The sequence below is a fragment of the Flavobacteriaceae bacterium genome (assembly GCA_003443635.1).
Classification (GTDB): Bacteria; Bacteroidota; Bacteroidia; order Flavobacteriales; family Flavobacteriaceae; genus AU392.
In genome coordinates this window covers 2,241,385-2,264,961 of sequence record CP031964.1, presented here as the reverse complement: position 1 = coordinate 2,264,961, position 23,577 = coordinate 2,241,385, and the positions used below count along the sequence as shown (strand labels likewise).

Sequence of the window (23,577 nt, the reverse complement as noted above, 5' to 3'; positions counted from 1 at the left end):
GTTGTCTGTATCGTGCTTTTACATAAAAATTAAAACCAAACGCTCAGAAGAATCTTTATTAAAAGTATTTAATTTATAATCACCAAAAGCATCTAAAAGTGTTACCCCAGCTTTATCAAACATCACTTTAAAATCGTCTAAAGTAATTACTTTTACACGTTCTTGGTAATTATGATCGTGACCATCTGCTGTAAACGAAATGTCTTTTATAAGATAGCCATCCTCTACATAGCGCTTTAAATTAAAGGTAATACCATCTACTTCTTTAGTGTTTTCTGCGACTAGATTATTAATCACGTAATCAATATTCATAAAATCGATCACACCTACACCTTGAGGTTTTAAATTTGCCTTTATCGCTTTAATGGTATTTAAGTTATCTTCTTCATTTTCAAAATAACCAAAACTGGTAAATAAGTTAAATACAGCATCAAATTGTTTCGTATAAGGTTTGCTCATATCGTGTACCACAAATTCTAAACGCTCATTTTCAAATTGTTTAGCATAAGCAATACTATGTGGTGACAAATCTGCTCCGGTAATACGATAGCCAATACTATTTAAATAAATAGAATGTCGCCCCTTACCGCAAGCCAAATCCATTACTTCACATGTATCAGAGATATTTAGGTAGGCTGTTAAAGTCTCCATAAATGCTTGCGCTTCGGTATCGTCACGCTCCTTATAGAGAATGTGATAATAAGGAGTGTCAAACCAAGAAGCGAACCAATCTTTAGTGCTTTCTGTCATAGTGTTTTTTTGATAGTTTCCCGACATCATAATCTCAGTTCGGGTTAGGCTTTAATTATACCCTTTATAAAAATATCGAAACCAATTCGATATAAAAGGAGTACTAATGCAACCCTTATTTTAATTAAAAATATAAACCTCCTATTTGCAGCAAAAATAATTTATTTTTGCAATTTATTGGACGTAACTAATGGATAATAATTTCAAAATGGTTGCCAAAACCTTATTTGGCTTTGAAGAGCTTCTTGCAAATGAGTTGCGAAACCTTGGTGCTCAAGATGTAAAGCAAGGTGTTCGTAATGTTAGCTTTGTAGGGGACAAGGGGTTTATGTATAAAGCTAATTTAGGATTGCGTACGGCAATAAAGATCTTAAAGCCTATAAAAACATTTCGAGTAACAAACGAGCAAGACCTATATAACCAGATTTATAAAATGCCTTGGGAAAATTATATTTCCGAAAAAGGCTCACTGGCTATTGATGCTACAGTACATTCAACGGTGTTTACACACTCTAAATATATCGCGTTAAAAGCTAAGGATGCTATTGTTGATCGTTTTAGAAATAATAGTGGTGAGCGTCCAAATATCGATTTACGTTTCCCTGATCTAAAAATTAATATCCATATCGACAGACAGATGTGTACTGTTTCTTTAGATAGTTCTGGAGAATCATTACATCGTCGAGGTTATAAAACAGCGACTAATATTGCACCTATAAATGAAGTGTTGGCCGCTGGGTTAATTATGCTTTCAGGATGGGATGGGCAAAGCGATTTTATGGATCCTATGTGTGGTAGTGGTACCATACTTATTGAGGCCGCGATGATCGCTTGTAATATTCCGCCAAATTTAATGCGTAAAGAGTTTGCCTTTGAGCGATGGAAAGATTGGGATGTAGAGTTGTTTGAAAAAATTGAAGAATCACTTCTTAAAAAAACACGTGATTTTCATCATAGAATTTTAGGTTATGATAAGTCTCCATCTGCAGTACAGAAAGCGAAAGATAATGTAAAGAATGCGCATCTGGATGAATTTATAAAAGTACAACACGAAGATTTCTTTAAAACTCAAAAAGGAGGAGAAACTCATTTACATATGCTGTTTAATCCGCCTTATGGAGAGCGTTTAAATATTGATATGGAGAAATTTTATAGTGATATAGGGAGCACTTTAAAACATGGTTATTCTGGTACTCATGCATGGCTCATTACTTCTAATATGGACGCTTTAAAATTTGTAGGCTTACGACCATCTCGAAAAATAAAACTCTTTAATGCCAAACTGGAAGCACGTTTATTAAAGTTTGAAATGTATGCTGGGAGTAAAAAAGCGAAAAAGCAAGGTTAACTAATGGTTATTTTTTAATATACCTATAAAAATGGTATTTAATTACATTAATCTATTTTCAATATCATCTATAATGTACGCAAACAATTTTCACATTTACCTTGGATCAACACCTGGGAAACTGTAACCTCACGATTAAGTATTTTAGGAATCTGTACATCTATTGTTAGGCAATCTACTTTACCACAATTCAAACACTGAAAATGAGGATGTGTATCTATATGTCCTGACGTAGAACATCCATTACATTTTGCATACCATTTAATTCCATTTTTACCAAGAAAAGAATGCAATACTCCATCATCTTCAAGTTTCTCTAAAATTCTATAAACAGTAGTTTTATTTAATTTATGACTAAGCCTTTTAATCAAATCTATAGCAGAAATAGCACTTGAACCTTTTTGGAACTCTTTTAATAAAGCCTCAACTGACTTTGTTTTTCTAATTATACCCATAGTGCAAATTTATTAGAACTAAGTTGCAATAACAAATCATATTCTTATATTTGCAACTTAGTTGCATTAATAATTGTAAATAATGAAATTGGTAATAAATAAACCAGACAAATTAGGCGCGTTTGCAAGCACATTGTGTATGTTACATTGTTTTGCTACTCCATTTCTTTTTATTGCACAGACTTCTTCTATAGAAGCAGCGCCAATATGGTGGCGATATTTAGATTACCTGTTCTTGGTTATTTCTTTTTTTGCTGTTTATCGTTCAACCCAAACTACTTCAAACAACTTTGTAAAATCAGTGCTATGGATTAATTGGATAATGCTTACTATAATGATAATAAATGAAAAATTAGGATGGTATAAGCTACCTGAAACCTTCACTTATATATCTGCTTTAACACTTATTATACTTCATATTTATAATCTTAATTATTGTCAGTGTAAAACTGATAACTGTTGTACAAATCAATGAATAAAGAACAAATTGAAATCATAGGAGATAATCATATTTCCTCTAGTGTAGAGACGCCGTTGCTTCCTAATGCATTTGATAAATCAGATGACGAAAAAATTAAAAATATTGAATACCATTTTGGAAAGATAATGGATGAATTAGGTCTCGATTTATCTGATGATAGCTTGTCCGGTACGCCTTATCGTGTAGCCAAAATGTATGTTAAAGAACTATTTTATGGTTTAGACCCTAATAATAAACCTAAACTTTCAGTCTTTAATAATAAATACGGATATAAGAAAATGCTTGTTGAACAGAATATCACGATTGACTCTGCTTGTGAGCACCACTTTTTACCTATAACTGGTCATGCACATATTGCTTATATACCTAAAAGTAAAGTAATAGGACTTTCAAAAATTAATCGTTTGGTAGATTATTACGCTCATCGTCCACAGGTTCAAGAAAGATTATCTCTACAGATTCTAAAAGATTTACAAAACACATTAGAAACAAAAGACGTTATTGTTATGATTTGTGCTAAGCACCTTTGTGTTTCTTCAAGAGGTATAAAAGACAAAGATAGTTTTACTACTACAATCGAATATGGAGGTAGTTTTAAAGATAAATTTAATCGAGATGAATTTTTAAAAATAGTTGGTAATCCAATATTATAAGCGTATATAATTTAATACTTCAATTATCGCTTCTTAAAAGGAATTAAATAAGCGATATTATAACCAAATCCTATACCAAAAGAACCACTATCGAAAGTACGATTAAATCCAGGGATGTATACATTTTCAAAATTATCAGGCTCTGTTTCACTGGCCAATAATTTAAATTGCACATTTACACCCATATATAAATTAGGAAGTACCTCTGCTTTGATTCCCATAATGAGTTCACCCCAAATAGCATCCAATCCATCAATTTCTATAGGTGTTGTAAATGTCCCTTGTTCAAACGATTGATTTCTGTTAAACACAGAAAAGCTATTTATGGTTTGATTAAAGGTGCTGTATCCTATTCGAAAACCACTATAAATAAGATCATCGGCCCCCAGCCAATTCCTATATAAATTATAATCTATTCCAGCTTTTATATAACTCCCGTCAGCTGTAGAATTTAAAAAATCTGTAGTTGTTGTGCGCTCTTCATTCCCAATTTCTGCTGCGATAAATAATTTTTTAGTAAGCCTGTAATCTGCATTAATTTCGAAACCGCTAAATTCATCATCAATAGCTGTTCGTACAATTTTACTAATATCGAACCCTAAACGCAATCCATATTTTAATTTATAGGAAGTAGAATCAGTAGCAATACTATCGTTTTCGATTTCGCTATTTTCGTTTTGAGCCATTACTGATGTAGATGTCAGCAATGCAATTAAAATACTAATGGAATATTTGTGCATGTGCTGAAATTTCATCGGTTACATTTTCTCTAAGTATTGCAGAGTCTAAAACCCAATTATCTGCATCTGGTGTTATTGTTAAATTAATCGCGTTAAAATTGTTACTAAATCCACAAGCTCGTGAGATAAATACATCTTGTCTGTCGTAAGATACTGTTAGAGTATCTATATTTCCACCAGTTGCTGTTCCATCTGAATCTGTAATTAGTAAAAAACGTGTTTGATCTGCATCTGTACGTAATGGTAATACTAAAGAATCACTAGTAGTTGCGCTTAAATTTAAGAGTGTTACAAGCTCATTATTATCATCAAGCCCAATTGCAAATAAATTAGGAACTACTTCTAGTTCGTCACGCATATCATTATTAAAAAATCGTAAAATAAGCTGTGGTGTTGTTGGAGTAGATGCAGCACAAATATCATCACGTTCGCAGCTTACAAAAATTGAGGTTAAAATAATACTTAAAAATAATAAACTTTGTTTCTTCACGTATTTGGGTTTTATCTTTTTTCCAAAAGTACAACATTTTCCACATGATGTGTTTGCGGAAACATATCTACAGCTTGAGTTCTTGTTACTTTGTATATCGCATCCATTAATGCTAAATCTCTTGCTTGTGTGGCACTATTACAACTTACATATACAATTTTTGATGGTGCTATATTTAAAATTTGTTGTACTACATCTTTATGCATCCCGTCCCTTGGTGGATCAGTTATAATAATATCTGGTTGCCCGTGTGTTGCTATAAATGTATCGTTAAATACAGTTTTCATATCACCAACATAAAAATCAACGTTGTTAATGCTATTTAATTGTGCATTTTCTTTAGCAGCTATAATGGCGTCAGGTACAGCTTCTACACCAATTACCTTTTTTGCTTGTTTAGCCACAAATTGTGCTATGGTTCCTGTACCTGTATATAAGTCATACACAAGTTCATCTCCAGTTAACCCAGCAAAATCTCTTGCTATTTTATATAACTCATAAGCCTGCTCAGAATTGGTTTGATAAAAAGATTTTGCATTTATTTTAAAACGCAAACCTTCCATCTCTTCAAAAATATGATCACGCCCATGATAGCAAATCACCTCTTGATCATAAATGGTATCGTTCCCTTTTTTGTTAACAACATACTGCAAGGATGTAATTTCTGGAAAAGTTGTTTTTAAATGCTCTAATAATAATTCGCGTTTACTACTATCATCTTTAAAAAACTGGACAAGCACCATTAACTCTCCAATACTAGTGGTGCGAAGCATTAATGTGCGTAATAGTCCTGTCTGGTTTCGTGTATTAAAAAATTCTAAATTGTTTTTTATTGCAAATGCTTTTATTCCATTTCTAATTGCATTTGAAGGATCTTCTTGCAACCAACATTTTTTAATATCTAAAATTTTGTCCCACATTCCTGGGATATGAAACCCTAGAGCATTTCTATCCCCTAAATCGTTTTCGGATGCAACTTCCTCATAGGTTAGCCAGCGGCTATCACTAAACGAAAATTCCATTTTATTTCTATAGAAGTATTGCTTTTCAGAACCTAATATTGGTGTTATTTCTGGAAGCTCAATATGCCCTAAACGTTGTAAATTATTTACAACTTCTTTTTCCTTATAAAACAACTGATGTTCATAACCCATATGTTGCCATTTACATCCACCACAAGTACCAAAATGTTCACATTTAGGATCTATACGTTTTTCGGATAAGGTGTGAAAAGCAATTGCTTTACCTTCATAATAGGCTTTACGTTTTTTAAATGTTTGAACATCTATAACATCACCAGGTACAGCATTAGGAATGAAAATAACTTTTCCGTCTGGAGCCTTCGCTATAGTTTTTCCTTTAGCACCTGCATCAACGACTTCAATATTATTAAACTGTTGTTTTTTATTTCTTCGAGACATAGCGCAAAAATAACAATAGCAGTATATATATAAATATGTTATTTGAATTATCTTTAAGAAACTTTAATTAAAAATGAACCTTTTCTTCTTTTTTAAGTCTCTAATATAGAATGAGCAAAACACAAGGCATAACAGATGCTAAATTAGTTTTAGAATACCAGTTAGGTAACCAAAAGGCATTATCAGTTTTGGTGAAACGTTGGCACAAAGAGTTTTGTAATAGGTCCTATTGGGTTGTTAAAGATGCTGATGTTGCTAAAGACATAGCTCAAGAGAGTTGGAAAACAATTATTGCTAATATAAATGCACTTAAAAACCCAAAAAGTTTTAGAAGTTGGGCTTTACGAATTGTGTATACAAAATCAATAGATTATACAAAAAAAATAATAAAAGAACGACTTCAAAAAGAAAAAATATATTATGAGAAAAATATCATAGAAGAAGAAAAACAAGATAAAACGGAATTAAAAAAAGAACTTTTAAAAGCAATAAAAACATTACCTGAACATCAACAAATAGCACTTAAATTATTTTATGTTGAAGCCTACTCATTAAATGAAATGAGTGATATCTTAAATATTTCTATGGGTACAGCAAAATCTAGAATATTTCATGCTAGAGAGAAATTAAAAACAATTTTAAAACAAAAACATTATGAAAACTAATATAGAAGATATAGATCAATTAATTAAAGATACACTTACACAAGAAGAAGCAAAATTTTATGATGAGTTAGATGAGCAGAACGTTTTTGAAATGTTAGGTGGTTTGTTTCAAGGTAAAAATAGATGGTTCATGTATATGCTTAATTTTGTTACACTACTATTTTTTGGATTTTTTGTGTATTGTGTCATTCAATTTTTTAAAACAGAAGATACTAACGAATTGATTAAATGGGCAATTGGAGGAGTGTTTTGTATGATGGGCGTTGGAATGCTAAAACTTTTTGCTTGGATGCAAATGGATAAAAATGCTTTATTAAGAGAAATGAAACGTTTAGAATTACAGGTTTTATCTTTGTCCAGCAAAATGTCTAAATAAGATTTTAGAGAGCAATTAATATTTAGTAATTTGCGAGCCCTAGGGATGATTTCTCTCCCACGCTGAATTTTCGATACTTCGAAAGGATAAAGGTACAGTAGGAATGGTTATTTTATCCACTGATTAAATTTTATTAAAATGGCTGTTTTAGACCACATTACATCGCAAGAAGCGATAGATTTAGAAAACAAATACGGAGCACACAATTACCATCCGTTACCAGTTGTGTTAAATAGAGGTGAAGGCGTTTATGTTTGGGATGTTGAAGGAAAACAATATTACGATTTTTTATCAGCTTATTCTGCTGTAAATCAAGGGCATTGTCACTCAAAAATTGTTGAAGCGATGACATCTCAAGCTCAAACTTTAACCTTAACATCTAGAGCATTTTATAACGATATGCTTGGGAAATATGAAGAATATGTAACTAAGTATTTTGGGTTTGACAAAGTGTTGCCAATGAATACAGGTGCAGAAGCTGTAGAAACAGCTTTAAAGCTTTGTCGTAAATGGGCATATGAAGTTAAAGGGATTTCAGAAAATGAAGCACAGATTATTGTTTGTGAAAATAATTTTCACGGTCGAACAACTACAATCATATCATTTTCAAATGACCCAATAGCTCGTAAAAACTTTGGACCTTATACAGATGGGTTTATAAAAATTGAATATGATAATCTTCAAGCTCTAGAATCTGCTTTAAAAAGTAGTAATACTATAGCAGGATTTTTAGTAGAGCCAATACAAGGTGAAGCTGGAGTATATGTGCCAAGTGAAGGCTATTTAGCTAAAGCTAAAGCATTATGTGAAGCATATAACGTATTATTTATTGCAGATGAAGTACAAACAGGAATTGCCAGAACAGGGCAATTATTAGCTGTAAATCACGAAAATGTAACTCCAGATGTTTTAATTTTGGGGAAAGCATTAAGTGGAGGAGCTTACCCAGTTTCTGCAGTCCTAGCAAACGACCCTATAATGAACGTGATTAAGCCTGGAAATCATGGTAGCACATTTGGAGGCAATCCAATAGCTGCTTCTGTTGCAATAGCTGCTTTAGATGTTGTAAAAAATGAAAATCTAGCAAATAATGCTGAAGCTCTTGGTCAACTATTTAGAAGTGAAATTAACAAGTATATTGAAACTAGTAATATTGCTAAATTGGTTAGAGGAAAAGGTTTATTAAATGCGATAGTAATTAATGATGCTGAAGAGAGTGAGACTGCTTGGAACATTTGTATTGCACTTCGTGATAATGGTTTATTAGCAAAACCAACACATGGGAATATTATACGTTTTGCACCACCTTTAGTAATGAATGAAGAACAATTATTAGATTGTGTAAATATTATTACTAAAACATTAAAAGAATTTGAAGCTTAAAAAATTCCAATTATAAACAAAAAAGCGATCTTTTTTAGATCGCTTTTTTGTTTATATTAATATGCTATCCCTCTATAAACCTTGAAAACTCTCTCTAAATGTTTCAGGATCGCTAATTGCTGCCCATCCTATTGCAGAAATAAGCATTATAATTAATATGATATATATAATGCTTAATGACAACCCTATGATCCCCATTATTTTACCTGCATTTACATTCCCATAATTTGAATAATTCTCTGGATCTTGCTTGTATAGCCTAGTAGATTTAACGCCAAGTATGATAGCGATAAGGCCAAAAATAAGCCCAGGGATTCCGTAAACACAACAGCCTACGATTGATAAAATTCCCATCACTAGTATTAAAGTTGCATTGGGTAGTGGTTGTTTTTCCATTTAAATTGATTTAAAAATGTTTTATGTAATAACTGACAATCATAATACTAACGTTTAATATGAACAATCCTAATAAAACCTTATGACCAAATTTAAAATTATAGCGTATATGTATAATTAAAAACATAAACATTATAATAAGCGTATAAATTGCTGGGTACATATTAAATGCAGAAACAAACTCACCTTTAAAAACTAATAATAAAGAACGTTGAAATCCACACCCTAGACAATCTACATCAAAAGTTTTTTTCCATAAACAAGATAGCATATAATCTTCAGGAGCAATAAACATTAGTTGTTTCAGCATCTTACAAATGTAAAAAACGAAATAGAATTTAGCTTCTTAATTACTAATAATTACTTTTTTGGTAAAATTGGATTGTCGACCAAGATCTATCTCTACTATATAAACGCCATTGTTATATTTATTAGTAGTAAATTGATATGAGCTTTCCTGAGGTAAATTTTTTTGTATAAAAACACGTCGTCCAGTTATATCATAAAATGCTACTGATCTAACATCTAAACCAGTAGGATTTTCAATGGTTAATTGAGATGTTTCGTTATTTTGAAAAACGTCAAACTGCTGAAAAACCTCATCAGAAGTGCTTAAAGTTTCTTGTAAAAATCTAATTTCAAAACGATCACTAAATGTACCTTCAGGCAAGTTAATATTAAGATCTTGCTCTCTTAAATCTGTGTATAAGCCGGTCTCATTATCATAAAGATAAATAGGTTGGCTTTCATCAAAATTTTGAATTCCAAAAATTCTAAATCGAATAGATTGTGGTTCAGCTAATGTTATAGTTAATGGAATGATTAGATCTTCTCTAAAATTAAACGCTTGAGCTGCATAAAGTTGATCTTCAAATACCCAATATGCATCTGAGGCTACCCCTTGAGGACTTCGTGTTTCTAATCCATAATCAAAACCATCGGTTGCAGATTGATGGAAGTTTTGTAACAATTGCCTTGTATACAGATCATTAAAATCAATATTTAATCGAAAACGTTTAAAGTCATTAGGAATAGGGGTAATTTCATTATTAAAACTATTACTTACTTCAGAAGGTGATATATTATTATTTAAAATAACGTTTTTATCGTTATTTTCAATTCCAAAAAATTCACTGTCTGAACTCGATTCTTTTATAAAAACACGATGGCTATTTTTTGCAGTTACATTACCATCTTCTATGGCCTGTACAAAAAAACCTTGCCCTATAGGGATAAATCGTCTTGCAGTTTTAATACCAGTTCCTACTCCTGCAACATTTATGGTACCATCTGTGTTAAAAGTGTTAAATGTTGCCGGAACAAAAGTTTCAAAAGTTCCAGTCGCATCAATAGTATATGTGGCATAACCTCCTTGATAATCAATAAGATTATGAGAATTTACATTAAGATCTTGTTCCCAGTAAAATAAAGTACCATTTATTACTAAAGCATTATCTGAATCATGAATATATGCAGCAGCATCTAATGCAGAGGGGTAAGGGTTTCCTACTAAAGTTAAATTATCTTTTAAAATGGTTACATCTATATTTCCATTATTAGGTTTTCCCTTAAAATCATAACGTTGTGAATTTCCAGGATTATTAGCACTTGTTCCATTAGTTCCTTTCATAGTAAACCCTTCGCCTGGATTAATAGATGTATTTGCTTGTACTTGAACAAAAGAAGAAGTAGTTGCACCAGCAACAAATTTAAAAATCCAAAATGGCTCTATATTTAAAGGAGAAGCTGTACCATTAAATCCAGGTAAACGAGAAGTTCCAGCAGGGATAGAAGTAGTTAAATTAACTACATCATTTAAAAATGTAATTCCAAAAGGATTGTTGTTAAAATTAGAATTAGAATTATCTCCTATGGGTGAACACCAATAATTAAATTCGTAAGCATCTACATTCCCTTCTTGATAAAGACTAAGTGAACCAATACCAGAATTCCCGGTGATACCAGAACCTTGGATTAATTGAGCTTCTGTTCTTAAAAAAATAGAGCTTTCTATATTATTTAAGTTTATATCATCTTCTACATATAGTACTTGATCATTTACAAATACATAGCTTGAGTTTTCTACATATAATTGCGCAAAAATTGTTTTTGTAGATAAGGTCAGTAATATTATAAATAGATACTTATGAGTAATTTTCATAACGCTTTTTTTAATTGTATAGAAGTACTACAAAACAACAAATGCTTCTGTAAAAAAGAAAAATGTAAACTAAATGTATCTTTTAACTAAATTTGGGGTCTCTAGTACAAGACTAATAGTCGTACGCTTAAAAAATTACTTTCAGAATAATTAATTAGTATAAAAATTAAAAAAAGAATACTGTAATTAGTAAAACACTGTTTAACATGAATATTTCAAGACTCATCAATTATTTATTTATAATTATCGGAGGTATTATTGCATTATATGTAAATTCTGAAGATACTCAAAATGTATATTTTTTAATATTAGGTATATTTTTATTAATGCTAGGCTTATATCGATTATCTAGAGGAATATCTAGTAAAACAAATACTAGTGAAAGTGATAACTCTGATGAAAAATTATAATGCTTAAAAAAGGAGACATTGTTACTGTTTTAGATGAAAATTTTTCTGGAACAATAATTAAAATTATTGATGATAAGGTTGTTATTGAAACTGATGATGGGTTTGAGTTAGAGTTTTTTAAAAAAGAATTAATTAAAACTGATAATTCTATAGCATTAAAAAGTAAAGCATTCTCTAAATCTTCGATAGAAGATGTTATTTCTGAAAAAGAAATAAAAAAACATAAATCAATTAAAGTTAAAGCTAAAGAACGGAACTTACCAGCAATGGAAGTGGATTTGCATATTCATCAATTAACCAAATTTTCAAAAAGAATGTCTAATCATGAAATGCTCACACTTCAATTAAATACTGCAAAGCATCAATTAGAATTTGCAATAAAAAAGCGTATCAAAAAAGTTGTATTTATTCATGGAGTGGGAGAGGGCGTATTAAAATTAGAACTAGAATATTTGTTCAAACGTTATGATAATATAAAATATTACGATGCTAATTATCAGAAATATGGATTAGGTGCTACAGAAATCTATATTTATCAAAATTAAGTCAAATGATTTAGATCGTTAAAGTTAAAGTTAGTGTGCCTATAGATTGCTCTCCAGCTATTCTTAAAACTTCTAGGTCTATATCGCTAACAGAAAAGGTAATAATAACAGTTCTTATGTTCCCTGAGTCAGAAGATGTAGAAGAATAATTTATAGTGCCAGAAGCAGAATCAAAATCGTCAATAATAGTTACTGCAGATGGCACAGGTTGGCAAATCACAGTATCAGGATTACCATTATATGTTCTATAGTTTAAACGAGTAGTCGTTCCGTTAATAGTTAAAGACCCTTCAGTTGGTTGATCTGTAGGATTAAATATTAATGCATTCATTGTATCATTAGGAATTACAAGAATTAATGATTGAAATGGATCTGGAGTTGTATCAAAAACAATAAAGTCATTCCCGTTTGGGCCAATACAAAATCCTAATTCCTGATCAAAAGCATCTAAACTTATTTCTGTTAAATCTGTGTTACTACAAGACGATAGTGATAAAAAAAACAAACTAATAATTGTAAATAATACGTGACGCATTTTTTTAAGTATTTCAGCAAAAATAATGCAATTGTATTTTATAACGTATCATATTAATAATAATTTTATTTCACTTATTTTTGTTTTTGAAACCAACCTAGATAAGTAATAAATGAAACAAGTATATTTTGATAACGCTGCCACTTCACAAATTAGAGATGAAGTAATAGAGGCAATGATTAATGTTATGAAAAATAACTATGGAAATGCCTCATCTACACATAGTTTTGGAAGATCATCTAAATCTTTAGTTGAACAATCTAGAAAGCAAATTGCTAAACGTTTTAATGTATCTCCAGGAGAAATTATTTTTACATCTGGAGGTACAGAAGCAGATAATTTAGTTTTACAAAGTGCAGTAAGGGATTTAAAAGTAACTCATATTATTACATCTCGAATTGAACATCATGCAGTTTTACATACTATAGAACAATTACAATCAGAATACAATATTGAGTTGAGTTATGTATCTGTAAACTCAAAAGGCGATATCGATTTTAATCACTTAGAGCAATTACTAAATTCTCCTAAAAAAACTTTAGTAAGCTTAATGCATATCAATAATGAAATTGGTAATATTTTAGATATTCAGAGAGTGGCAGATTTATGCTTAGCTAACGATGCTTTATTCCATAGTGATACTGTTCAATCTATAGGTCATTATGAAATGGACTTGCAAGATATTGGTATTGATTTTTTAGCAGCCAGTGCACATAAATTCCATGGTCCAAAAGGAGTGGGTTTTGCATTTATACGTAAAGATTCGGGGGTAAAACCTCTTATTTTAGGTGGAGAGCAAGAACGAGGTTATCGTGCAGGAACTGAGTGTGTTCACAATATAATTGGTTTAAATAAAGCTTTAAATTTATCATATGACAATCTTGAGAAAGAAAAAGCATATGTGTTAGAATTGAAACACTATTTTATAAAAGAATTAGAAACAGCAATCCCAGAAGTAAAATTTAATGGTCATTCGGCAGATTTAGAAAAGAGTACTTATATGGCTGTTAATATAAACTTACCTGTAGATTCCAAAAAAGCCAGTATGCTTTTATTTCAATTAGATTTAAAAGGGATAGCCTGTTCTAAAGGAAGTGCTTGTCAAAGTGGTAGTGTTAAGGGGTCTCATGTATTGTCACAAATTTTAAGTGATGAAGATTTACAAAAACCATCAATGCGCTTCTCGTTTAGCATATATAATACAAAAGAAGAGATTGATTATGTGATAAATGTGTTAAAAGAGTTTGTCGAGAAGTAACTTCTTATTTAATTAGGCCTAAACCACCACTAGCTTCTATATATTGACCAGTTATCCATTCCCCTGCTTGAGAACAAAGAAATATAACAGTATTTGCTATATCACTAGGAGTTCCTACACGTTGTAAAGCTGCCATTTTACCAACAGCTTCTTTTACTTTTATATCTTTAAATCTATCTTTATTCATATCAGTATCGATAGATCCCGGAGCAATTGCATTTACTGTTATTTTGCGAGGACCTAAAGCTATTGCTAATGAAATAGTGAAATTATCAATAGCAGCTTTTGTCATAGCATAAGCTCCGTATTCATATTTGGGCCTTTTTGAAAGGTAAGATGAGATATTTACAATACGCCCTCCATCATTAATTCGAGGAAGTGCTTGTTGAGTTATAAAAAAAGGGGATTTGACATTAATAGCAAATTGAGAATCAAATTGTTCTTCAGTAATATGCTCGAGGTCATATTTATTTAAAATACCTGCATTATTGATAAGAAAATCAATTTTCTTGTTATTTAAAATTTGATCTAGTTCTTTAAATAATAATGTAATTTCATTAACAGATGAGAAATCTGATTTTATAGTGATCCCTTTTCCTCCTAAGGCATTAATATCTGAAAGAGTTTTATTAGCTGCTTTCTCGTTTGAAGCATAATGTATAATAACAAAAGCACCTTCTGTAGCTAATTGTATTGCTATAGCTTTACCAATTCCTCTACTTGCTCCAGTAACTAAAGCAATTTTATGTTCAAGTTTTCTCATTTTAGTACTTGATATCTAAAAGATTTTGATACACAAATTCATAATCTAATAGTTTTTTTATTTTTTTGTTACTAATAATTTTATATTTTAATTGTTCTGGTGTTTCGATAGCTGGAGTAGTCCTTCCTATACGCTTCATTATTTCTGTATAAAAATCAAGTCGCTTAGGATGAGCATCTGTACAAGCGTTTAAAATTTCGTTTTTAATATTCTTCTTTATAATTAAATGTATAATGTGAATACAATCTGTGAGATGAATTAAATTAACAAACCCTTGTGGGTGTTTTATTGTTTTTCCATTTCTAAAAAACCAAGCAGGGTTGCGTTTAGGACCTATTAAACCAGCAAAACGTATAATAATGCTCGATAAATCTGTATTTGAAATAAATAGATTTTCTATTGCAGCTAAAGGAGAATCTATAGTTTTATCATTTTCAGTAACTACTCTATTTAACATTGGATACACAGAAGTAGAGCTAATAAAAATAACAGCTTCAGCTCGTGATAATCTTATGTGAGAAATCAAATTTTTAAAAGCGTTATTATTTTTGCAGGTAGTCGCAATAATTAAAATATCTGTATCCAAAAACTCAGAAATGTTATGAGATAAATTTTCTAAGTCAATTAAAAATGGATGAATATTTTTAGATTTAAGAGGTTGCAACTTTTCTTCGGTTCTAGTTGAACCTTTAATAGTATAACCATTTTGTATTAAGAATTCTGCTAAGGGTACGCCTAGCCAACCACAACCTAATATACTAACAGTTTTCTTCAAGATGACGTTCTTGTAGTTTCAATAACATTTATTAAACGTTCGATGTCAATTGATGTATTAAAAACATTAACAGAAATGCGTAATGATGAGCCTCTAACAGATAGGTATATGTTCTGTTTGACTAAATTTTCGGTCAATGCTTCTATATTAATATTTTCTGGTAACTTAACTCCGATAAGGTGATTTGAAAAATATTTATCTTCTTCAAATATAACACCTAAATTTTCTAAATAATTACGAAGCGGTTGTATTAGTTCTTTTGTGTATTCTTGAACCCCTTCAGGAGTCCACTTTAAAATAGTTTGTAAACCTGCCTTTAAAATAGGCATAGAAATAAAATTACTTGTTTCACCAACATTGTAACGTGCAGCCCCAGAAGTATAATCATTAGTATAATTGGTCAAACTTCTAAAATCTTTAGCATTAGAACGATTCATCCAAGATTCTTCAAGAGGCACTCCATCATTAAATTCTGGGCTTATATACATTAATCCCATGGAATATGGACCAATAAGCCATTTATAACTTGCGCAAATCAATGCATCAATATTATACTTTTGAATATCCATAGGTAACGCTCCAACTGACTGTGTTCCGTCAATAATGAACTTTGCACCAACTGTTTTACATTTTTGCCCAATAGCTTCTAAATCAAATTGTAACCCTGTCATCCAATGTACAGATGAAATATTTACAATTGCAGTATTTTCGTTAATGTTTTCAATAAGCTTTGTGTTCCAATGTTCACCAATTTGTTCTGAATTTGTATCAGGTTTAATAATTCGTAATTCTGCATTATGAGTATTGCACCAACGTTGGATGGAATAATAATCACTTGGGAATTCATTTTCAACTGTTAATACATGCTGCCCTTGTTTGTATGGAATATTATTTAGAACCGAAGCAAATCCATATGATGTAGACGGAATCATAGCTACTTGTTCTGGTACACAATTAACGAGTTTTCCAAATAAAACTTTAATCTCATCTACTTCATCAAAAAAAGCTTCTGCAGAAAAATCAATAGGGTTATGTTCACGTTGTAATGCTTTTATAACTCCAGCTTCTGAAGCTTTTAAAAGTGGTGCTTTATAAGCACAGTTTAAATAATGGATATTATCGTTAAGATTAAATAAATGTTTTTGATTTTTAAGCATTGTTGAATAATTTACTGCTTTTACTTTTCTTTTTTTATTTCTGGTTGGTTAACAACATTAAACTTAAAAATGTCATCTCGTGAATAATGCCCAATCACATCAAAATCTAATTTACTTGAGTTGATATCGTTTAAATTTAATTCTGCTACCAATGCACCAGAACTGTCAAATAATGGACCTTCTATTATTTCCCCTAATGGAGATACAATAACACTCCCTCCAGGACATATATTTTCAGGACTATCGGTAATTAAATGCTGATATTTTTCTGGATACATTGACTTTGTGAAGTATTGATTACACCCTAATACAAAACAACGTCCCTCTAAAGCAATATGCTTCATCGTAGAAATCCAATTTTCTCTTGAATCTGCTGTAGGTGCAATATAAATTTCAACTCCCTTTTTATACATAGCCATACGCGCTAAAGGCATATAATTTTCCCAACAAATTAATCCTCCTAATTTTCCAATTTTAGTGTTAAAAGTAACTAAAGATTCTCCAGAGGCTTCAGCCCAAATAATACGTTCGGTTCCTGTAGGTTTTATTTTTCGGTGTACACCTAATAAACCATCAGTAGGAGAGATATATAACATCGAACAATATAAACTTCCGTTCGTTTCTTTTTGTTCAGTAGCACCAACTATCATATAACAACTGTTTTCTTTCGAAATACGTTCTAGTTGTTTTAAATCGTCACTTTTTAGATTAATACTGTTTCTTGAATATTCGGCATACAATTCTCGACCTTCTTGTGTGCGACTACCTACTTTTGCTCCGAAATCAAATCCTCGAGGATACCCAGGAATAAATGACTCTGGAAAAACAATTAGTTCACAACCTTGTTTTGCATAAGTTTTAGTGAAATCTTCAACTTTAGCAATAGTTTTTTCTTTATCGAAAAAAGCAGGACTATCTTGTATTAAGGCAACTTTTACTTTAGACATTAATTATTATTTAAAAAAGGAAAATGTACTACAAAACTCTGTGTAAAAATACACTTTCGTACGCTCTTTAAGAAATATTTAATTTATTGACGTGTAAATTGCGTGATAATGTTTTTGTGCCGAGGAAATCTTAAAATTAATTCTTCTCGTGTTGGTAATATAAAATCATCAAAATCAAACCCAGGAGCTACAGTGCAACCTACTAACCCATAGCTATTATCACTAATGACCTCGGCTGCAAACCAAACATGCCCAGGAACTACAAATTGTGGCGTTTGCCCTTTGCTTAATTGATTGCCAATAATTACATTAGAATAATTTCCAGTATCAGAAATCATATGAATTTTTATAGGATGACCATCATAAAAATGCCAAATCTCATCTTGATTAATTCTATGAAAAGCTGAAACTATTTTTGAAGTTAATAGAAAATAAATACTTGTTGAATAATTTCTTTTTCCAGAATAGTTTGCACTGAGGCTATCTAAATTTATTTCACCCTCACTTCTGTAAGTTTCTTTATAGTAACCTCCTTCTGGATGGGGGGCTAGATCCAAATATTGGATGATGCTTTCAATTTTATCCATATAATTTATAAAAATAATTGTTGTAAATATATTTTGAATATTTATAATTGAAATAGATAAACGATGATTTTTATTATTTCATCGATAAAACTGTTAAAAAATCAAAAGAATTAAACTATTAGTATCTACTTTAAGTCTTATATATTTATTTGTAAGCGTCATTTTTTAATTTCACTCATATAAATAAATGATTTGAGAAAAGTGAAATACATAAAAGGATTAATTTTAATCTTATTTCTTTTTTTTACAAAATTGGGATACTCTCAATTTAGTAGAACTCATTATATTCCTCCTTTAACAGCATCTAACAGTACAGGCTCCATTCCTCAGGGACAGTATTTATATATTTCAACACCAACAGCAACCAATGTAAATGTGAGGATTATTCCTTTAGGAGGAACACCTATAGATATGGTAGTGTCTAATGGATCCCCAATAGAGTTTTTTATTAGCAATACTAATGATTCTCAACTTGTAGTAAATAGCTCAGATACAGCTTCATTACATAATGATAAGGGATATATTATTGAAGCTGAAGATTTAGTATATGTAACGGTCAGATTACTAGCTGGTAATAATTTTCCACAAGCAGGTGGGTTGGTAAGTAAAGGACTGGCTGGTTTAGGAAGAACATTTAGAGTAGGAACATTTACAAGTCAAACAACAAACCCAGCAGCAGATTATTTGAGCTTTGTTTCTGTATTAGCTACAGAAGATAATACAGATGTGAGTTTTACAGATTTGGGACCAGGAGTTGTCATACTTAATAACACACCAACTAATATCACATTAAATACTGGAGAGAGTTATATTATAGCTTTACAAACCAATATCACCAATGCAAACGGAGATGGGTTAATAGGAACTTTAGTATCGGCTACAAAACCAATAGCAGTTAACAGTGGTTCTTTTAATGGTAGTAATGACATAGGCGGGGGGAGAGATATTGGAATTGATCAATTAGTGCCATTAGAGCGAATAGGCAATGAGTATGTTTTTGTTAGAGCTAGAGGGAATGATCAGGTTGAACGTCCATTAATTGTTGCACACGAGAATGATACAGAAGTATTTATAAATGGAACAACGCTATTAACAACATTAGATGCCGGTGAATTTATTTCTATTGATGGATCAAACTATGGAACAAATAATAACTTATATGTAACGACCTCAAAAAATGTATTTGCTTATCAAGGAATTGGAGGTGTTTTTAATAGTGAACCTAATCAAGGAATGTTTTTTGTTCCTCCAATTAACTGCCAAACACCACGTATTGTAGATAATATTCCTTTTATTAATAATATTGGATCAATAACATTTTCTGGGGGAATAACGATAGTTACAGAAGTTGGTGCAAGTGTAACAATTAACGGTACAGATATTTTGGCATTAGGAGGAGTTAGACAAAATATTACAGGAAACCCAAATCTAGAAACTTATATAGTTGAAGGCCTTTCAGGAAACGTAAGTGTAGTATCTACCAGACAAGTTTATGTTGCATACTTCGGAGCTAATGGTGCTGCTGCATTTGGAGGATATTATTCAGGATTTTCGTTTACTCCAGAAGTCTCATTACAAGATATAGATGTTTCTCAAGCTGGCCAATGTATTCCTAATGTACAATTAGGGTTGAGTAGTATTTCTTCTTTTGATACATTTCAGTGGTTTTTAAATGATCAAGCTATTCCTGGAGCGACAGACATAACATTTATACCTCAAGAACCAGGGTTTTATTATGTAGTAGGAGAAATTTCTGGATGCCCAGGATCTTTGCAATCAGATGTTATTCCTGTAAGTGCTTGCCCAACAGATATTGATAATGACGACGTTAATGATAATATTGATATTGATAATGATAACGACGGAATTCTTAATTGTTCTGAATCTTTTGGAAATCAAGATATAGATTTATCAAATAGTAATGGAGGTACAATACCAATAGGAAACTATACTTATACAGGAATAGTTATGACTCAAGGGAATGTAGCAACAACACCTTTTATAGGTGCACCAGATGGTAGTTTTAGAACAGATTTGCCTGCTCAAACTGGGAATGACGAAACTAGTGTGACTTATCAATTAGATTTTGATAGTGAGTTGAGTTTACAATTGGAATATGCTTCCACAACAACTTTAGGTAATGGGTTATTAACTAATGATGAAGAATTTATATTAAGAGTACCGAATGATAAAAATATTACTGTATTAAACCCAGATAATCAAATATTAATTGATACTAATTTTGACGGTATTTTTGAAACTGGAGTTACCGAGTTCTCATCATTTGAAATTCGTTTTAGAGTAAATGGACCTTCATTAGCTCTGGGAGCAGGAACCTTTTCGTTCTCTGCTCACTTAGTAGATTCATTTATATATACACATAAAACAAATTCAGAAACAAGTAGTAACCAAGCAACATTTAGAATAATTACTACCTGTGTGCCTAGAGATATAGATAATGACGGTATAGAAGATGCATTAGATTTAGATTCTGATAATGATACTGTCCCAGATATTATTGAGTCTCAAGGGGTAGGTGGAATTATCGTGTCTAATGTAGATGTAGATGCTAATGGATTAGATGATGTTTTTGATATTAATGCTATTGAAATTGATACAGATATAGATACGGTTCCAGATTATATAGATTTAGATAGTGATAACGATGGCATATACGATATAGAAGAATCAGGGAGCTTATTATCAGATACAGATTTTGATGGTATTGTAGATAATCCAATTATAGACTTTGGATTGAATGGATGGATAGATGCGGCAGAAACAAATCCTGATAGCGGTGAAATAGGTTATGTGCTAGTAAATACGGATGCAGATATTTTATTTAATTATAGAGATAGCGATAGTGATGCTGACTTGTGTAGTGATGTTATTGAAGCTGGTTTTTCAGATGGAAACGGAGATGCTATGCTTGGAGATACACCAGTTATAGTTAATATTTTAGGAGTAGTTACTAATGCAAATGACGGTTATATAACCCCAAACCCTAATTATATTATTGCTGCACCTATTTCTATAGATGTACAACCTACTAATCAAGCTGTTTGTGAGCTGTCTGATATTATTATTAATTTAGAATCTTCAGAATTTGATACGATTCAATGGCAGGTAAGTAACGATGGGATTCTTTGGACAAATTTAACAGATGATGCAAATTATAATGGTGTCACAACTGCTAATTTATCTATTATCACAACTCCGCTTAGCTTTAATACAACGCAATACAGAGCTCGATTAGACAGAATAGGAAATAGTTGTGGATTATTTTCTGATGAGATAACCTTAACAGTATACCCGTTGCCTATTATTAATACACCAGTAGAATTATTGCAATGTGATAATGATATTGATGGATTTAGTGCTTTTAATCTAAATGAAGTAAATTTAGAGATTTCATCTAATGCTGCAAATGAAACGTTTACTTATTTTTTAACCGAAGCTGAAGCACGTTCTGGAGATACATCCAGCAATGGTTTCATTGCTAATCCTACTACTTATATTAATAGAACACCAAGTAGTGATATAGTTTGGGCTAGAATAACTTCTGAATTTGGCTGTGCAGTGGTTTCTGAAGTTCAGCTTAGAGTATCAGTTACTGCTATTCCTGCTTCTTTTCAAAATATATTTACAGTTTGTGATGATTTTTTAGATAGTAATGGAAATGATACTGCTAATAATGATAATCGTGATGGTATAGCAACATTTGATTTTAGCAATGTGACCCCTTTAGTAGAAGCTCTTTTTCCTGTAGGGCAGAATCCAATAATAAGTTATTATAGAAATGAAGCAGATGCTTTAGAAGAAATAAACGCAATTACAGATCCCTCTAATTACAGAAATATTGGATACCCAAATTCTCAAGACATCTATATTAGAGTTGATAGTGAAATTAATAATGATTGTTTAGGGTTTGGAGTACATGTAACTTTAAATGTTGAAGCATTGCCAATTGCAAATACAGTAACTATTGAAAGGCAATGTGATGATGACGATGATGGAATTTTCCCATTTGATGTATCGCAAGTTGAAACAGATTTATTAAACGGACAAGATCCTAATGATGTAACAATTACTTATTTTGATGAGAATAATAATCCGTTACCAAGCCCATTGCCAAATCCATTTCTAACGACTAGTCAAACTATCAGAATTGTACTTACAAACAATATTACTAATGCTTTAAATGGCCCATGTACAGATGAAACTACTTTAGAATTTATTGTCGATGATTCTCCAATAGCAAATACTGTAATTATTGACCCTGTTTGTGATGACGGTATTGATGATGCAGATGGATTACACGATTTTGATACATCTCAAATACAAAGTACTATCCTTAATGGACAAACTGGAATGGAAGTTTTTTATTTTGATGGATCAGGTAATACATTACCAAGTCCATTACCAAACCCTTTTACTTCAGCAACACAAACAATATCTGTAGAAGTTGTTAACCCTATTAACAGAAACTGTGTTGCTACTACTAGTTTTGATTTGATAGTAAACCCATTACCTGATTTTTCGGTAGAGACTCCAATAATTTTATGCCAATCTGATCCCAACTTTAGTATAGTATTAGACCCTCAAGAAGATAATCCCACTCAAAATTTTACATATTTTTGGACAAATAGCACCGGTGACTTCCTATCAGATGAATCTACGTTAACGGTAACTATTCCTGGAACTTATTTTGTAACATTAACTACAACAGATGGTACAGATTGCTCACGAACTAGAGAAATTTTTGTAAACGCATCAGAATTAGCAACGATTACTTTAGATGATATAGACATTGTAGATATTTCAGATAATAATACAATAACAATCAATACTACAAATAATAATTTAGGTTTAGGAGATTATGAATTTTCATTAGATAGTGAATTTGGGCCTTATCAAGACGAACCGTTTTTCGAAAATGTAGCTCCTGGATTTCACACTATTTATGTGAGAGATAAAAATGGATGTGGTACTGTATCTATAGAAGTTTCTGTTATAGGATTCCCAAGATTTTTTACACCTAATAATGATGGAGATAACGATTTTTGGCAAGTAAGAGGAGTTAACGAACAATTTCAACCCGATACTATTATTTACATTTTTGATCGTTATGGCAAGCTAATAAAACAATTATCTCCTTTATCTATTGGTTGGGATGGTACGTTTAATGGAGAAAGCTTACCAACAAATGATTATTGGTTTAGAGTACGTTTACAAGACGGAAGAGAGGTTACAAGACACTTTACTTTAAAACGATAATAAT

General features: G+C 31.2%; 24 protein-coding genes. 10 read left to right on the top strand and 14 right to left on the bottom strand.

From position 1 onward, the window contains the following. Positions 1-18: 18 nt before the first annotated feature. Entirely contained in the window at positions 19-750 is a 732-nt protein-coding gene (locus tag D1817_10290) for a class I SAM-dependent methyltransferase (GenBank protein ID AXT20251.1), read from the bottom strand. A 190-nt stretch (positions 751-940) separates the two neighbouring features. Here D1817_10290 and D1817_10285 point away from each other — a divergent pair, with 190 nt between their 5' ends. Beyond that, positions 941-2,098, top strand: coding sequence for a class I SAM-dependent RNA methyltransferase (locus tag D1817_10285; protein AXT20250.1), 1,158 nt, complete (start codon positions 941-943; stop codon positions 2,096-2,098). A 68-nt stretch (positions 2,099-2,166) separates the two neighbouring features. Here the strand turns inward: D1817_10285 and D1817_10280 are convergent, their stop codons facing one another. Continuing rightward, positions 2,167-2,553: a transcriptional regulator gene (locus D1817_10280; protein ID AXT20249.1), complete on the bottom strand. Its 387-nt coding sequence runs from the start codon at positions 2,551-2,553 to the stop codon at positions 2,167-2,169. 82 nt (positions 2,554-2,635) lie between these two features. On the opposite strand from D1817_10280, the gene D1817_10275 reads away from it, so the two are divergent. Both D1817_10275 and folE read left to right on the top strand, forming a co-directional pair. Beyond that, the gene (locus D1817_10275; protein AXT20248.1) at positions 2,636-3,028 is read left to right on the top strand and encodes a MerC domain-containing protein; all 393 of its coding nucleotides are present in this window, start codon (positions 2,636-2,638) and stop codon (positions 3,026-3,028) included. Further along, positions 3,025-3,687 (top strand): GTP cyclohydrolase I FolE, encoded by a 663-nt coding sequence (gene folE / locus D1817_10270; protein AXT20247.1) that lies wholly within the window; start codon positions 3,025-3,027, stop codon positions 3,685-3,687. The genes D1817_10275 and folE overlap by 4 nt, the downstream gene beginning before the upstream one ends. Before the next feature lie 23 nt (positions 3,688-3,710). Here folE and D1817_10265 read toward each other — a convergent pair whose 3' ends face one another. Genes D1817_10265 through rlmD form a run of 3 tightly spaced genes read right to left on the bottom strand, consistent with a single transcriptional unit; the run spans position 3,711 to position 6,338 of the window. Beyond that, positions 3,711-4,442, bottom strand: coding sequence for a hypothetical protein (locus tag D1817_10265; protein ID AXT20246.1), 732 nt, complete (start codon positions 4,440-4,442; stop codon positions 3,711-3,713). Beyond that, positions 4,408-4,917, bottom strand: a complete 510-nt coding sequence (locus tag D1817_10260; GenBank protein AXT20245.1) for a hypothetical protein — start codon at positions 4,915-4,917, stop codon at positions 4,408-4,410. Before D1817_10260 ends, D1817_10265 begins: the two co-directional genes overlap by 35 nt. A gap of 11 nt (positions 4,918-4,928) precedes the next feature. Continuing rightward, on the bottom strand, positions 4,929-6,338 hold the full coding sequence (gene rlmD, locus D1817_10255; GenBank protein AXT20244.1) for a 23S rRNA (uracil(1939)-C(5))-methyltransferase RlmD: 1,410 nt from the start codon (positions 6,336-6,338) through the stop codon (positions 4,929-4,931). 110 nt (positions 6,339-6,448) lie between these two features. Between rlmD and D1817_10250 the strand changes: the two genes are divergently transcribed. The 3 genes from D1817_10250 to rocD all read left to right on the top strand — a co-directional run bounded on the left by D1817_10250 (position 6,449) and on the right by rocD (position 8,762). Continuing rightward, positions 6,449-7,003, top strand: coding sequence for an RNA polymerase sigma factor (locus D1817_10250; GenBank protein ID AXT20243.1), 555 nt, complete (start codon positions 6,449-6,451; stop codon positions 7,001-7,003). Next, complete coding sequence (locus D1817_10245; protein AXT20242.1) at positions 6,993-7,379, top strand: hypothetical protein; 387 nt, start codon at positions 6,993-6,995, stop codon at positions 7,377-7,379. Before D1817_10250 ends, D1817_10245 begins: the two co-directional genes overlap by 11 nt. Before the next feature lie 138 nt (positions 7,380-7,517). Further along, the gene (gene rocD / locus D1817_10240; GenBank protein AXT20241.1) at positions 7,518-8,762 is read left to right on the top strand and encodes an ornithine--oxo-acid transaminase; all 1,245 of its coding nucleotides are present in this window, start codon (positions 7,518-7,520) and stop codon (positions 8,760-8,762) included. A 72-nt stretch (positions 8,763-8,834) separates the two neighbouring features. Here the strand turns inward: rocD and D1817_10235 are convergent, their stop codons facing one another. From D1817_10235 to D1817_10225, 3 genes are all read right to left on the bottom strand, one after another. Next, positions 8,835-9,158: a DUF4190 domain-containing protein gene (locus D1817_10235; protein AXT20240.1), complete on the bottom strand. Its 324-nt coding sequence runs from the start codon at positions 9,156-9,158 to the stop codon at positions 8,835-8,837. Between the two features lie 10 nt (positions 9,159-9,168). Continuing rightward, positions 9,169-9,429: a DUF2752 domain-containing protein gene (locus tag D1817_10230; GenBank protein ID AXT21268.1), complete on the bottom strand. Its 261-nt coding sequence runs from the start codon at positions 9,427-9,429 to the stop codon at positions 9,169-9,171. A gap of 75 nt (positions 9,430-9,504) precedes the next feature. After that, positions 9,505-11,319 (bottom strand): T9SS C-terminal target domain-containing protein, encoded by a 1,815-nt coding sequence (locus D1817_10225; GenBank protein AXT20239.1) that lies wholly within the window; start codon positions 11,317-11,319, stop codon positions 9,505-9,507. Positions 11,320-11,525: 206 nt separating this feature from the next. Here D1817_10225 and D1817_10220 point away from each other — a divergent pair, with 206 nt between their 5' ends. Next, complete coding sequence (locus tag D1817_10220) at positions 11,526-11,729, top strand: hypothetical protein (protein ID AXT20238.1); 204 nt, start codon at positions 11,526-11,528, stop codon at positions 11,727-11,729. After that, complete coding sequence (locus D1817_10215) at positions 11,729-12,274, top strand: DNA mismatch repair protein MutS (GenBank protein AXT20237.1); 546 nt, start codon at positions 11,729-11,731, stop codon at positions 12,272-12,274. Before D1817_10220 ends, D1817_10215 begins: the two co-directional genes overlap by 1 nt. Before the next feature lie 10 nt (positions 12,275-12,284). Here the strand turns inward: D1817_10215 and D1817_10210 are convergent, their stop codons facing one another. Next, positions 12,285-12,809: a hypothetical protein gene (locus D1817_10210; GenBank protein AXT20236.1), complete on the bottom strand. Its 525-nt coding sequence runs from the start codon at positions 12,807-12,809 to the stop codon at positions 12,285-12,287. A gap of 112 nt (positions 12,810-12,921) precedes the next feature. Between D1817_10210 and D1817_10205 the strand changes: the two genes are divergently transcribed. Next, positions 12,922-14,067 carry a cysteine desulfurase gene (locus D1817_10205; GenBank protein AXT20235.1) on the top strand — a complete coding sequence of 382 codons (1,146 nt, stop codon included), beginning with the start codon at positions 12,922-12,924 and terminating at the stop codon, positions 14,065-14,067. Between the two features lie 4 nt (positions 14,068-14,071). On the opposite strand, the gene D1817_10200 is transcribed toward D1817_10205, so the two are convergent. The 5 genes from D1817_10200 to D1817_10180 all read right to left on the bottom strand — a co-directional run bounded on the left by D1817_10200 (position 14,072) and on the right by D1817_10180 (position 18,296). Beyond that, complete coding sequence (locus D1817_10200; GenBank protein AXT20234.1) at positions 14,072-14,830, bottom strand: SDR family oxidoreductase; 759 nt, start codon at positions 14,828-14,830, stop codon at positions 14,072-14,074. Position 14,831: 1 nt separating this feature from the next. Then, a complete protein-coding gene (locus D1817_10195) occupies positions 14,832-15,605 on the bottom strand; it encodes a dTDP-glucose 4,6-dehydratase (protein AXT20233.1) in 774 nt (257 codons plus the stop codon). After that, a complete protein-coding gene (locus D1817_10190; GenBank protein AXT20232.1) occupies positions 15,602-16,762 on the bottom strand; it encodes an aminotransferase class V-fold PLP-dependent enzyme in 1,161 nt (386 codons plus the stop codon). Before D1817_10190 ends, D1817_10195 begins: the two co-directional genes overlap by 4 nt. 20 nt (positions 16,763-16,782) lie before the next feature. Next, positions 16,783-17,709 carry a carbon-nitrogen hydrolase family protein gene (locus D1817_10185; GenBank protein AXT20231.1) on the bottom strand — a complete coding sequence of 309 codons (927 nt, stop codon included), beginning with the start codon at positions 17,707-17,709 and terminating at the stop codon, positions 16,783-16,785. Positions 17,710-17,792: 83 nt separating this feature from the next. Next, a complete protein-coding gene (locus D1817_10180; GenBank protein AXT20230.1) occupies positions 17,793-18,296 on the bottom strand; it encodes a cupin domain-containing protein in 504 nt (167 codons plus the stop codon). 201 nt (positions 18,297-18,497) lie between these two features. Here D1817_10180 and D1817_10175 point away from each other — a divergent pair, with 201 nt between their 5' ends. Beyond that, positions 18,498-23,573, top strand: a complete 5,076-nt coding sequence (locus D1817_10175) for a gliding motility-associated C-terminal domain-containing protein (GenBank protein ID AXT20229.1) — start codon at positions 18,498-18,500, stop codon at positions 23,571-23,573. Positions 23,574-23,577 lie beyond the last annotated feature (4 nt).